The organism is Xanthomonas sp. NCPPB 3200 (assembly GCF_056393585.1).
The window spans coordinates 3,331,463-3,344,432 of the sequence record NZ_CM150785.1 but is presented as its reverse complement, the minus strand read 5'-3'; the positions used below and the strand labels follow the sequence as shown (position 1 = coordinate 3,344,432).

Below are 12,970 nucleotides of genomic sequence, written 5' to 3'. Positions count from 1 at the left end.
CGAGCATCCAGAAACTGAAGTGTGTAGAGCCATGACCACGGGGCTTGCACCGGTCATGGCCGCGCAGCATCCTGCCTCAACCAAGGTTGAGGTCAAGGCAATGCAGCGTGAGTTGTCCGTGGGCGAGGTGGCCAAGCGCAGTGGCGTGGCGGTGTCGGCTTTGCATTTCTACGAGCGCAAGGGCCTGATCCGCAGCCTGCGCACTGCCGGAAATCAACGCCGCTATGCGCGCGACGTGCTGAGGCGCATCGCCGTGATTCGCGTGGCGCAACGGCTCGGCGTGCCGTTGCAGCAGGTGCTGGATGCGTTCTCGGTGCTGCCGGACCAGCGCACGCCCACGCGTGCGGAATGGGCACGCATGTCGGCACGTTGGCGCGGGCAACTGGATGCGCGCATCGCCGAGCTGCAGGCCCTGCGCGACCAGCTCACCGACTGCATCGGTTGCGGCTGTCTGTCGCTGCGCCGCTGCCGGTTGAGCAACCCGGGCGATGCGCTGGCCGAGGGTGGGGATGGCGCGTTGCGCTTGTCGCGGCTTGCTGCCGATTGAGGTGGCAAGCGCGGGCTAGCCGCCGCCAGGGCAGGGCTGGTGCGATCGGCATCTGCAGATCGCGCGCGGGCCGCGGCTGCTGCGCCCCGGGCAGCCTGTCACCGCCGAGAGAAGTTCGATGCCGCAACCGGGACCAATGGCAGTGCCGTGCCTGGCGAAGGCGACCGTAGGATGGGGATCCCCTCCGCCGCAGGACTTCACGCATGTTCCCCACCTTGCGCCGTTCGCTCGCCGTTGCGCTGTCGCTGGCATGCATCACCTCGTCCGCGCACGCCGCGCCCGCCACCAGCGCCGCCGCGCCGGCAAGCGTCTTCGATCCGCTGGCCTTGTTCGCACCGCTGCAACTGCCCGATGCACCCAATGCCTACCGCAGCGGCAGCGGCGTCCCCGGCCCGATGTTCTGGCAGAACCGTGCTGATTACACCCTCAACGCCAGCATCGACCCGGCGACCCACACGCTCACCGGCGAGGCGGCGATCCACTACACCAACCGCAGCCCGGACACGCTGGACGTGCTGTGGCTGCAGCTGGACCAGAACATCTACCGCGCCGATGCGCGCGCTGCCTCCAGCCGGCCGTCGCGCCGCACCCAGTTCACCGACGGCATGCAGATCGCCAGTGTCGAGATCGACGATGGCGCGCGTCGCCAGCCTGCGCACTTCGTCGTCGACGACACCCGCATGCGGGTGGACCTGCCGCAGCCGTTGGCCGGGCAGGGCAAGGCGCTGACCGTGCATGTCCGCTACCGCTACACGATTCCGGGCACCTGGGGCGGGCGCACTGCGGTCAGTGCCAGCAAGCAGGGCGAGATCTACGAGATTGCACAGTGGTATCCGCGCATGGCCGTCTACGACGATCTGCGCGGCTGGGACACGCAGCCGTATCTGGGCTCGGAGTTCTATCTGGAGTACGGTGACTTCGACTATGCGGTGACTGTGCCGGAGGGCTTCCTGGTTGCCGGTTCCGGCGCGCTGACCAATCCGGCCGAGGTGCTCAGCCGCAGCGAGCAGCAACGCCTGCAACAGGCACGTAGCAGCGATCGCACGGTGCTGATCCGCACGCCCGAGGAAGTGAGCGCGCGCGCTGCCAAACCTGCGGGAAACACCACGCGCACCTGGCGCTTCCATATGGACAACACCCGCGATGTTGCGTTTGCCGCCTCGCCTGCGTTCGTGTGGGATGCCGCGCGCATCAAGCTGCCGGGCGGCAAGCAGTCGCTGGCGATGTCGGTGTATCCGCTGGAGGGCGTGGGCGCGGACAAGTGGAACCGCTCCACCGAATACGTCAAGGGCGCGATCGAACATTTCTCGCAGTGGTACCCGTATCCGTGGCCGGCTGCGATCAACCTGGGCGGGTACGGTGCGGGCATGGAGTATCCGGGCATCGTCTTCGACGGTTTCGAAGACAGCGGCAAGGAGTTGTTCTGGATCACCGCGCACGAGATCGGACACACCTGGTTCCCGATGATCGTCGGCTCCAACGAGCGCCGCCACGCGTTCATGGACGAAGGTTTCAACACCTTCATCGACGTCTATGCATCCGATGCCTTCAACAAGGGCGAGTACGCGCCCAAGCGCGATTCGGAATATGCGCCCAAGGGCGGCAACCCGGTCGACGAAATCCTGCCGCTGCTGGCCGATGCCGGTGCGCCGACATTGATGGACAACGCCGATTCCACCAGCGAGACCTACCGGCATTCGCTGACCTATTTCAAGGGCGCGTTGGGGCTGGTGTTGTTGCGCGAGCAGATCCTGGGGCCGGAACGCTTCGATCCGGCCTTCCGCAAGTACATCGCGACCTGGGCCTACAAGCACCCGACGCCGTCGGATTTCTTCCGGCTGATGGAAAGCGAGAGCGGCGAGAATCTGGCCTGGTGGTGGCGCGGCTGGTATCTCAACAACTGGCAGCTGGATATGGGCATCAGCGAGGCCCATTACGTCGATCACGATCCCGCCAAGGGCCTGCAACTCACGCTGCGCAGCCGCCAGAAACTGGTGATGCCGGTCACCGTGCGGGTGGACCTGGCCGACGGCAGCCATCTGGACCGCCGCGTGCCGGTAGAAACCTGGCTGCAGAACACCGCGCCCAAGCTGACGCTGCCGACCACGCAGAAAGTGCTGCACGTAACGCTGGATCCGGACCATGTGTTGCCCGATGCCCAGCGTGGCGACAACCAGGTCAATACGATCGGCTAGCGGCTGCCGATCGCTGGCATCTGCGCTGCAATGGCGCAGATGCTGCGGGCGTTCCGCCCACGCGGTTCACCGTCACCAGCGGCGCAATCGATTGCAGCGATTGCGCCGTTTTTTCGTTGCGCCCTGCAGTCCGATGTCGCGCGCAAGCGCGCAATGACGTGCTCGCATCGGCGTCCACTGCCACGCGTGTGCGCCTCAGCACATCGCCGTTGAAGGCGGCCGCGCTGCGATTCTCGCGCTGCTTTGCGCAACTGCTTCGTATGGTGTTGCTGCGGCCAGGCGACGACATGCAACTGCGCCGTTGCGGCGTAGTTATCGCCACCACTGGCTGGTAACGCTTACAGCCACGCTGCGCCTGCTCTCGCACTGCGGACTCAAGCGCACGCGGTGTTTTGTGCCTGCATGTGGCTTGGTGTGTTTGCTGCAACGCACGGTGACAAGCCCCGCCACGCGTGACTAGGCTGCGCCCCGTGTTAGCGCTATCAGTCCTGCATTGCCCGCTGGTACGCGGTTGCATGCAGAGGCGCAGGGCGAGACACGTGGTGCAGGGCGTACTGGTTGGGAAGGCAGTCGCAGGTGCGGTACAGCGCCAGGTGCACGGCGCGTCCGTGAGGACGTGGCACGCACATGGCTTGCATCAGGGGGGATGCGCCGGCAGTCGAGGCGGCGGATCAGAGCAAGTGCTGTGCAGGGATGTATGTCACGTGCCGTCCAGGCGCGTGGCCAGGCAAGCGCCGCGTCGCATTCCGCGACCACGGCCGTGGGTGTTGGACTCCAGACCCGAGGATAGATCGATGCGTCGTACGTTGAGCAAGTTCAAGTCGAAGGCCATGTTTACCTTCGTCGGTGGCATCCTGGTGATCAACCCCGCCTTTGCGCAGGACGTTGCCGCGCAGCAGGTGCCGCCACCGCAGTCCGGCGCCCAAACCGCCACCACCCTGGATGCGGTCAATGTCACCGGCATCCGCAGCAGCCTGGATCAGTCGATGGGCATCAAGCGCGATGCTGCCGGCGTGGTGGATGCGATCAGCGCCGAAGACATCGGCAAATTTCCCGATACCAATCTGGCCGAGTCGCTGCAACGCATCACCGGTATCTCGATCGAGCGCCGCGATGGCGAAGGCGCGCAGGTCACCGCGCGCGGCTTCGGCCCGCAGTTCAATACCGTCACCCTCAACGGCCGCCTGATTCCCGGTGCCGATGCGTTCGGCGCGCCGGGCCAGACCCCGATCGGTGGTGTGGATGTGGGCACGCGCGCGTTCAACTTCGCCCAGCTCGCCTCCGAAGCCATCACCGGCATCGAGGTGTTCAAGACCAGCCGTGCCACCGCGCCCAGCGGCGGCATCGGCGCCACCATCAACATCCAGACCGACAAGCCGTTCAATCACGAAGGCGTGGTGGCCAATGCCGGCGCCAAGATGGTGTCGGATCGTTCGCAGCCGTTCGGCGATTCGCTCACTCCTGAAGTCTCCGGCATCTTCAGCTATACCAATCCCGACAAGACCTTCGGCATCGGCCTGAGCGGCAGTTACCAGAAGCGCCATGGCGGCTCGGTGCAGGCCACCGAAAACACCTGGAACATCCAGCGCTGGACCGGTACCGACCCGGCCCTGCGCCCGGATGCGGTGGTGACCAATGCACCGGCGATCGGTCAGCTCTACGGCATGCCCAACGATCTGCGCTATGCCTTTGCCGACTTCCAGCGCGAGCGCACCAATGGCCAGGCGGTGATGCAGTTCGCGCCCAGCGACAGCCTGACCCTGACCCTGGACTACACCTATTCGTCCAACGAAATCCGCGAAGAGCGCGGCGAGCAGGGCATCTGGCTGCAGCGCGCCAACAGCTTCACCGATCTGACCTTCGACACCGGCCAGGCGGTGGCCACCCCGGTGTATCTGCGCGACGTGCCCAACGGCGCCAAGGACTTCGGCATGGAGCAGCAGCGCAACGAGCAGAAGTACACGCTCGGCTCGCTCGGCTTCAATGCCGACTGGCAGGTGAGCGACCGCTTCCAGTTGTCCTTCGATGCGCACAACTCCAAGACCAAGAGCCTGCCCAACGACCCGGTCACCGGCGGCAGCGCCACGTACTTCAGCTTCGCCGGCACCAACAACTGCAGCAACGGCCCGTCCTGCGGCGGTCAATGGGGGCAGGAGCTGCGCTTCAACAATGGCCTGCCGATTGGCGCACGCACCTGGTATCCCACCGCGGCCGATTCCCTGGCCGGCACCAACGGCGTGCTCAACCCGGACTTCACCCCCGCCGAGCTTGGCTCGCAGGTCCTGCGCATCTTCTATCAATCGCAGGTCACCGAGATCAAGGAAGGCCGCATGGACGGCACCTTCGATTTCGAGGACGGGCGCTTCCAGTTCGGCGTGAGTACCGCCAATACCACCATGAACCGGCTCACCAGCGACACCAATTCCACGCTGGGTGACTGGGGCGTGGCCAACGCCGGCAACGAGCCCGGCATGCAGGCGCTGCTGCGGCCGGTGAGCATCACCGGCATGTTCAAGGACTTCAACGCCAATGGCGCCGCGCCCAATGCATGGCGCGGCGATGCCGATCAGCTGGCGCTGTGGGGTGGCAGCCAGTACGGCGCCACCACCCGCTACAACCCGCAATACAGCGCCGACAACCAGGTCGAAGAGAAGACCCGCGCTGCCTACGTGCAGCTGGAACTGAAGGGCGACATCTCCGGCATGACCACCAATACGCGGCTGGGCTTGCGCTACGAGCGCACCGATGTGGAATCCACCTCGCAGGTGGCCACGCCCACAGCGTTGTTGTGGCAGGCCAACAACGACTTCCAGCTATTGCGCTCCACCGAGCAGCAGCCCTTCAGCGAGAAGACCAGCTACAACTACATCCTGCCCAATCTGGACTTCAGCATCGACATCTCCGATCAGCTGAAGGGGCGCGCCTCGTTCGGCCAGACCATCGCACGCGCGCCCTACAACAACCTGATTGCCGGCCCGACGCCGAATACGCCCAATGGCTCGATTCTGATCAATCCGTCCAACCGTGCCGGCGGCAGCTCGCAGAACCCGCAACTGGACCCGCTGGAATCGGACAACCTCGATCTGGCGCTGGAGTGGTACTTCGCCGATGCCAGCTACGTGTCGGCCACGTTCTGGAACAAGCGCGTCAGCAACTTCATCGGCAACACGGTCTCGCGCGAATCCCTTTACGGGCTGAGCGATCCCACCTCCGGTCCTGACGCGCAGGCCGCGCTGGCGTTCCTGCAGAGCGGCGCCTGTGCCGCGCAGGTGGGCGCCTCCGGCAACGACGTCGCGGCGGCGTGCTCGGCCAACGACACCTCGCTGTTTGCGGCGATGGCGCTGCTGCGCAATGCCGCGGCCACCGGCGGGCTGGCCGCCTACAACGGCAGCTCCGCGCAGAGTCTGGCACTGGAGAATGCCTACGATATCGTCGGCAATGCCTCCGATCCGCTGTATCAGTTCGACGTGTCGCGCCCGGTCAACCAGAACAAGGCCAACATCCACGGCTGGGAATTGGGCGGGCAGTACTTCTTCGACAGCACCGGCTTCGGCATCTACGCCAACTACACCATCGTCGAAGGCGATGTGGGCTTCGACAACACGGTGATCGATCGCGACCAGTTCGCGCTGCTTGGCCTCAGCGACACTGCCAACGTGATGCTGATGTACGAAAAATACGGCTGGAGCGCGCGCCTGGCCTGGAACTGGCGTGACGAGTATCTGATCGCCGCCAACCAGGACAATGCCAACCGCAATCCGTACTACGTCGAGGCGTATCAGCAGTGGGACCTCAGCGTCAGCTACAGCTTCAGCAAGCAACTTTCCGTGGGCTTTGAGGCGATCAACCTCACCGGCGAAGACGTACGTTGGCATGGGCGCTCGGACAAGCAGATCATCCGCCTGATCGACCAGCAGCCGCGCTACACGCTGGGTGTGCGTTACGCGTTCTGACCCACCGGCTGCGCTCACTTCCCTCCCGGTGAGCGCAGCCGGTGCCTGGTGTGGCCGATGCCGACGTGCGGGCTGGTGCGGGCCAGTCGCGCGCTTTTTCGAAGGCGGCCGGCGAGCGTTCGCTGGCTGCGCCACGTGGCCGCATCGAGTCGTCAGCCTGCGTGGCACCGGTCCGGCGGCCGCAACCGCAGGCGCGAGCTGGATGCCGCCGCGCATCCCTTGGTGTCGCCGGCACACGCGGCGCTTGCTTGCACCCACACACGGCCGCCGCCGGGTCACACCGGCGATATAGGTTGCTGCAGGCCTGGTCCCGATGCTGCTGTGCCGCTTGCCGGTCTGCCGCTTTTTGGCAATGCTCGCCACCAGCAAGTGCGGTACCTGGCCGCGCGATCGACGCATTCCACGCAATGCGGTACTCCGTGGCGGAGCACCGTTGGAGTTTCAGATGACGCGATACGCAGTGCTCAATAATGTGGCGCATCACGATCTGCGCGTCGTGCTGCGCTTCGGTGCCGAGTTCGGCGATGCGCTGGGCCTGGTGCCGGCGTTTGTCACCGAATACGCCGAGCTGCAGCGCGAGTACCCGCTGTTCTTTCGCAAGGATCCGGCCACCGGCGGCTACCAGTCGGTGGCGCTGCTGGGCTTTGCACAGGACGAGAATCTGTTCCTGCAGGACGGCCGTTGGACTGCCAGCTATCTGCCCGGCATCGTCGCCAAGGGCCCGTTTCTGATCGGCTTCCAGGAGCAGCGCATCGAGGGCGCCTTGGTGCAGGAGCCGGTGATCCACGTCGATCTCGAGCACCCGCGCATCAGCCGTCACGAAGGCGAGGCGGTATTTCTTCCGCAGGGCGGCCATAGCCCGTACCTGGAGCACATCATCGGTGTATTGCGCGGCATCCGCGACGGTGTGGATGCCGGCCAGGCGATGGCGGCCGCGCTGGATGCGTTGGGGCTGATCCAGCCGGTGCAGCTGGATGTCACGCTGGATGCCACGCACGCAACCAAGCTGGAAGGCCTGTTCGCCATCGACCGCGAGCGGCTTGCCGCACTCGATGCGTCCTCGTTGCAGCAACTGCATCGGGCCGGCTATCTGGAGGCTGCGTTCCTGATGCTGGCCTCGCTGCACAACGTGCGTCGGCTGATGGCCGAGAAGCAGCGCCGCCTGCAGCAGGCGCACAGTGCGTCTGCTACTGCTGCGTTCGCCTGAGCGCATGACGACCGGCGCAGCCTTCTCCTCCCTCGCGGCCGTCGCCGAGCGCAGCGATTGCCACCCCGACGCGCTGCCGCTTGCCGCGCTGTGCGATGCCGCCGAGCCGATGGTGCTGCGTGGCGTCGCACGCGACTGGTCGCTGCTGCAGGCCGGGCTGCGCAGCCCCGAGGAGGCGATGGCGCTGCTGCGCGCGCACGATAGTGGACGCCCCCTGCAGTATTCCCGCGGCGGCCCGGAGATCGCCGGCCGGCCGTTCTATACCGACGATTGCAGTGCGCTGAATTTCGAGGTGCAGCGCGGTAGCTTGAGCAGCTTGCTGGAAGCCATCGTGACGCATCGCGACGATCCGCAGCCGCCTACCTATTACCTGGCGTCGTTGCCTATTGACGACAATCTCCCGGGCTTGCGCGCAGGCAATGATCTGGATTTCGCCGCCAGCGGCATCGCGGTGCAGCCGAGTATCTGGATCGGCAATCGCGTCACTGCTTCCTGCCATTACGATGCGCCCAACAACCTGGCCTGCTGCGCGGTGGGGCAACGTCGCTTCACGCTGTTTCCGCCCGAGCAGGTGGCCAACCTGTATCCCGGCCCGCTGGATCCCACACCGGGTGGGCAGGTCGTGAGCATGGTGGATATCGCCAATCCGGATCTGCTGCGGTATCCACGCTTCGCTGAAGCGTTGGCGCAGGCACGCACCGCCGTGCTGGAGCCGGGCGATGCGGTGTTCATTCCCGGCATGTGGTGGCATCACGTGCAATCGCTGCAGCCCTTCAACGTGCTGGTCAACTACTGGTGGAGCAGTGTGCCCGCGCATCTGCCGTCGCCCATGCCCGCGCTGTATCACGCGCTGTGGGCCATCCGCGACCGCCCGGCAGCGGAGAAGGAGGCCTGGCGCGCCCTGTTCGACTACTACGTGTTCGGCCCTGCCGAGCGCGCGGGCGAGCACCTGCCCGAGCAGGCACGGCATGCGCTGGGCCCGATCGACCCCACGCTGGCGCGACAGCTGCGCGCGCTATTGCTCGGCAGGCTCAACCGCTGATGCGCGCGATCGGCTCCAAGGCCACTGGCCGGACAACTGCGCAGCTGCCGGGCGGGCAGGGCCGATGTGCGGCATTGGCAGGTGCCACTCACGCGTTCCGCTCCCTGTGGTCCACCTGCGTTGTCCAGACGATCAATCAAGACCTCACCCCGGATCCATCACCCAGGAGCGCGCAGTGAGCCAGGCCCCGATTCGCAAGGTCGTCATCGCCGGCGGCGGCACCGCCGGCTGGATCGCCGCCTGCGCACTGTCGCATCAATTCCGCGAGCTGCTGGAGATCACGCTGGTCGAGTCCGAGCAGATCGGTACCGTGGGTGTGGGCGAATCCACGGTGCCGCCGATCCGCAGCTTCCATCGCTTCCTGCAGATCGACGAGCAGGAGTTCCTGCGCGCGGTAGCCGGCACCTTCAAGTTGTCGATCTCCTTCGAGCATTGGCGCCACCAGGGCGAGCGCTATATTCATCCGTTCGGCATCACCGGGCAAAGCACGCTGGTGTGCGCCTTCCACCATCTGTGGCTGGAGAGCCAGCGCCGCGGCATGCCAGGCAGCTTTGGCGATTACTGCCTGGAAACCGTGGCTTCGCGCGTCGATCGTTTCGCCTTGCTGCGCGAGCCTGCGGTCAACTATGCCTATCACCTGGATGCCGCACTGTATGCCAGGTTCCTGCGCACGCGCAGCGAAGCCTGTGGCGTCAGGCGTATCGAGGGCAGGATCCAGCAGGTGACCTTGCAGCCAGAGAGTGGCGATGTCGCCAGCCTGCTGCTGGAAGACGGGCAGGTGCTCGAGGGCGACCTGTTCATCGATTGCAGCGGTTTTCGCGGCCTGCTGATCGAGCAGGCGTTGCACACCGGTTACGAAGACTGGAGCCATTGGTTGCCGTGCGATCGCGCCGTTGCGGTGCAGACCGAAGCGCTTGGCCCGCCGGTGCCGTATACCCGCGCCATCGCGCACGAAGCCGGATGGCGCTGGCATATCCCGCTGCAGCACCGGGTCGGAAATGGTCTGGTCTTTTCCAGCAAGCACCTGTCCGACGACGAGGCGCATGCCAAGTTGCTGCGCGATGTGGCCGCGCCTGCGCTGAAAGACCCCTGGCTGGTGCCGTTCCGCACCGGCCGCCGCCTCAAGGCCTGGAACAAGAACGTGGTGTCGCTGGGCCTGGCCAGCGGGTTTATCGAGCCGCTGGAATCCACCAGCATCCATCTCACCATCGCCGCCGTGGTGCGCCTGATCAGCTTGTTCCCGGCCGATGGCATTGCGCCCTCGCAGGTGGAGCTGTTCAACGACATCAGCCGCGCCGAAATGGAACATGTGCGCGACTTCATCATCCTGCATTACCACGCCACCCAGCGCGAGGAACCGCTATGGCGGCAATGCCGCGCGATGGAGTTGCCCGAATCGCTGGCGCTACGCCTGCGCGCCTGGCGCGAACGCGCACATGCCTGGCAAGCGGCCGATGAACTGTTCCGCGTCGACTCCTGGACCCATGTGCTGATGGGGCAGGGCATCGCGCCCGAGCAGCATCATCCGCTGGCGCGCGCACTGTCCGATCGCGACCTGCGTCGCCTGCTGGACGGCATCGCCCAGCCGATCCGGCACGCGGTGGAGCAGATGCCGTCGCAGCAGGCGTTTATCGACGCGTATTGCAAGGCAGGTGCGGGCGTGTGGGGCCTGCGCAGTCCGGTGCTGACGTAGAGCGGCTGGCAACGCTGGGGCGCCGCCGGCAGGCAGGCGCAGCCGCTGCCCACAACCGGCACGGCGCCAGCAGGTCCTGGCCCGGCTCGGCAACGCGTCACGGCACGGGCGGCATGCTCCGCACAGTCGGCAAGGCAGGGCGGTACGGGCCGTCGGCGCGTGCCAGACCAATGTAGGAGCGCGCTTGCGCGCGATTCGATTGAGCGTCACCGGAAACGCTCGTCGCGCCCTTCCACCCCGGTTCCGAGCGCGCCGTCCACGTCCACCTGGCGACTGCTTGCTACGTGTTAGCCGCTCTTGGGCACACGAGACCACAGATCCAGTGTCGCCTGCTGTGTCGTGCCCGCTCTGCACGATGTCTGGTGATTGCGTGCCGCTTGATAGCGATTGGCGATATCACCGCCGGATACGGGTCGAATGCGCTGATGACAGTGCGCAGCCGGATCCATCGCTACAGTGCCCAACTGCTTCGCTACAAGCGCATCAGATCCGTGCCGACCACAATCGGCCCGGCATAGTGCTTGCGCGCGCCCTCGCTCCACATCGCATCGGTGATCGTGGGGTCGCCGCCAGGCACAAAGTGATTGAGCACCAGCATCCTTGCGTTGGCCGCTGAAGCGATCCTGCCGACTTCCTCGCTGGTGGAATGGCTCTTGAGCAGATGGTCGAGCAAGGTCGGTGCGTTGTCGTTGGTCTTGAGCATCTTTTCCAGCGCGGGCAGATACATCACCTCGTGCACCAGGATGTCGGTGTCCCTCGCGAATTCGGCCAGTGCAGGCAGGTAACGCGTGTCGCCGGAGAACACCACCGTGCGGTCGCGCGCGGCAAAACGATAGGCGAACGCCGGCTTGAGCGTGTAGTGATCCACCAGCGTCGCGGTGACGGTGACCTGGTCGTTCTGCAGCACCGTGCCGGGCTGATCGAACTCGTGCACATGGATCAGCTGCTTGAACGGCGGGCGGCCTTCTTCGCGGATGCGCGCATCGATGTCGATGGCATTCATCTCGACAAAGGCATCCACCATCCTGGCGATACCGGGCGGGCCATAGAGATGCACCGGTGTCTGCAGACCGCTGGCCCACGCCAGCCAGACCACGTTGAGCAGGTCGGCGTTGTGGTCGGAGTGGTGATGGGTCAGGAAGATGTCGCGCAGCGCAGGCAGGCGGACGCCGGCCTTGGCCAATTGCTGTGCAACGCCATTGCCGCAGTCGATCAGGTAGGGCTGCCCGTCGATGACCAGCGCATTGGCGGCCGCGGCGCGCAGCGGTGATGGCGTGGGGCCGCCCTTGGTGCCGAGCAGCACCAGCACGCTGCCCTTGGCCGGGAAGGGTGCCGGTGACGCCGGGTCTGACGGCGCAGGGTCTTCCTTCGGTGCGCGCCGCAGTGCGGCACCGAGCTGGCTCGTCACGCTCAGCGTGGCCGCTGCCAGCGCGATGCGCAGCACCTGGCGACGGGAAGGGCGTGGCGAAGCGGCGGACATGACGGCTCCTGTCAAAGCGGGGAAGAGGATGTGCCAGGCGGGGCGTGGAAGTGCCTCAGACTAGCGTGGGGCTGCCGGGTTTGCGAATGGCTCACGCAAACCTCGGCACTGGCATGCCCACGCCCGATGCAGGAGAGCAGCAACTGCGACGCACGCGGTGCGTGTACTGCTCGATCCGATGGCCCGCACCGAATCGGCCACGCCGATCCATCCGTTGCCTTCCAACGGTGGGTTTGCATCGATTGCCTTCAGAGTTCCTGTGCAATGAACGCGTTCAACGCAGGCGAACGATAAAACGCCATGCATTGCGCGAAGATCCTGTTGAACGGACCGCGGCGGGCTTCGTCCTTCATCGGCACTTCGGCGCGATGGAAGTCCGCCGTCTGCTCGGCCACGAAGCGATGCAGGCGGTCGGTGGCACCGGTCTTGGCATTGTCGAGCGCGTAGGTCGTCAGCAGATACGAGCGATCGTGCAGCTGGTCGGCGGTGTATTTGCCGCTACGCTCATAGTTGTTGTCCAGGCACAGCTGCAGCGCGTAGGCCTTGACGTCGTCGCGATTGGCGGGTTTGCCGGCTGCATGGGCGGTGACCTGTAGCGACAAGGCCAAGAGGGCAGCTACGGCGATGACACAAGGAGTGCGTTGAACGGGCATGCCGATCCAGGTGAAGGACGAGCTGCCAAGTCTGCATCATCCGGGCACTGCAGATGAAGTGCATGACGACTGACGCGCGTGACCGATAAGGTCCAAGGGTCAGTGCAGAAAACATCAACCCGCACAGATCGATCCACACAGCACATCAAACAATCGACCACACTCTGCACAGGCCAGGCGCAGTCGCACGTGGCAGGCGC

Annotated in this window: 8 protein-coding genes; 6 read left to right on the top strand and 2 right to left on the bottom strand. The window is 65.5% G+C overall.

The features are described from left to right. Positions 1–100: 100 nt before the first annotated feature. From soxR to AC06DU_RS14575, 6 genes are all read left to right on the top strand, one after another. Positions 101–547 (top strand): redox-sensitive transcriptional activator SoxR, encoded by a 447-nt coding sequence (gene soxR / locus AC06DU_RS14600; RefSeq protein WP_024938717.1) that lies wholly within the window; start codon positions 101–103, stop codon positions 545–547. 203 nt (positions 548–750) lie between these two features. Then, positions 751–2,742 (top strand): M1 family aminopeptidase, encoded by a 1,992-nt coding sequence (locus AC06DU_RS14595; RefSeq protein WP_478202706.1) that lies wholly within the window; start codon positions 751–753, stop codon positions 2,740–2,742. Between the two features lie 794 nt (positions 2,743–3,536). Beyond that, complete coding sequence (locus AC06DU_RS14590) at positions 3,537–6,695, top strand: TonB-dependent receptor (protein ID WP_024938719.1); 3,159 nt, start codon at positions 3,537–3,539, stop codon at positions 6,693–6,695. A 445-nt stretch (positions 6,696–7,140) separates the two neighbouring features. Beyond that, positions 7,141–7,902: a SapC family protein gene (locus tag AC06DU_RS14585; RefSeq protein WP_184632258.1), complete on the top strand. Its 762-nt coding sequence runs from the start codon at positions 7,141–7,143 to the stop codon at positions 7,900–7,902. A gap of 4 nt (positions 7,903–7,906) precedes the next feature. Beyond that, positions 7,907–8,944, top strand: a complete 1,038-nt coding sequence (locus AC06DU_RS14580; RefSeq protein WP_478202705.1) for a cupin-like domain-containing protein — start codon at positions 7,907–7,909, stop codon at positions 8,942–8,944. 175 nt (positions 8,945–9,119) lie between these two features. Continuing rightward, the gene (locus AC06DU_RS14575) at positions 9,120–10,637 is read left to right on the top strand and encodes a tryptophan halogenase family protein (protein ID WP_478202704.1); all 1,518 of its coding nucleotides are present in this window, start codon (positions 9,120–9,122) and stop codon (positions 10,635–10,637) included. Between the two features lie 472 nt (positions 10,638–11,109). Here AC06DU_RS14575 and AC06DU_RS14570 read toward each other — a convergent pair whose 3' ends face one another. Beyond that, positions 11,110–12,117, bottom strand: a complete 1,008-nt coding sequence (locus tag AC06DU_RS14570; protein ID WP_478202703.1) for an MBL fold metallo-hydrolase — start codon at positions 12,115–12,117, stop codon at positions 11,110–11,112. A gap of 248 nt (positions 12,118–12,365) precedes the next feature. After that, the gene (locus AC06DU_RS14565) at positions 12,366–12,770 is read right to left on the bottom strand and encodes a hypothetical protein (protein ID WP_478202702.1); all 405 of its coding nucleotides are present in this window, start codon (positions 12,768–12,770) and stop codon (positions 12,366–12,368) included. Positions 12,771–12,970: the final 200 nt, after the last annotated feature.

Bases quoted from the DNA above. Each gene is read 5' to 3' on its own strand.
- AC06DU_RS14570 (WP_478202703.1), bottom strand. From the start codon at position 12,117: ATGTCCGCCGCTTCGCCACGCCCTTCCCGTCGCCAGGTGCTGCGCATC.
- AC06DU_RS14580 (WP_478202705.1), top strand. From the start codon at position 7,907: ATGACGACCGGCGCAGCCTTCTCCTCCCTCGCGGCCGTCGCCGAGCGC.
- AC06DU_RS14585 (WP_184632258.1), top strand. From the start codon at position 7,141: ATGACGCGATACGCAGTGCTCAATAATGTGGCGCATCACGATCTGCGC.
- AC06DU_RS14590 (WP_024938719.1), top strand. From the start codon at position 3,537: ATGCGTCGTACGTTGAGCAAGTTCAAGTCGAAGGCCATGTTTACCTTC.
- AC06DU_RS14565 (WP_478202702.1), bottom strand. From the start codon at position 12,770: ATGCCCGTTCAACGCACTCCTTGTGTCATCGCCGTAGCTGCCCTCTTG.
- AC06DU_RS14595 (WP_478202706.1), top strand. From the start codon at position 751: ATGTTCCCCACCTTGCGCCGTTCGCTCGCCGTTGCGCTGTCGCTGGCA.
- soxR (WP_024938717.1), top strand. From the start codon at position 101: ATGCAGCGTGAGTTGTCCGTGGGCGAGGTGGCCAAGCGCAGTGGCGTG.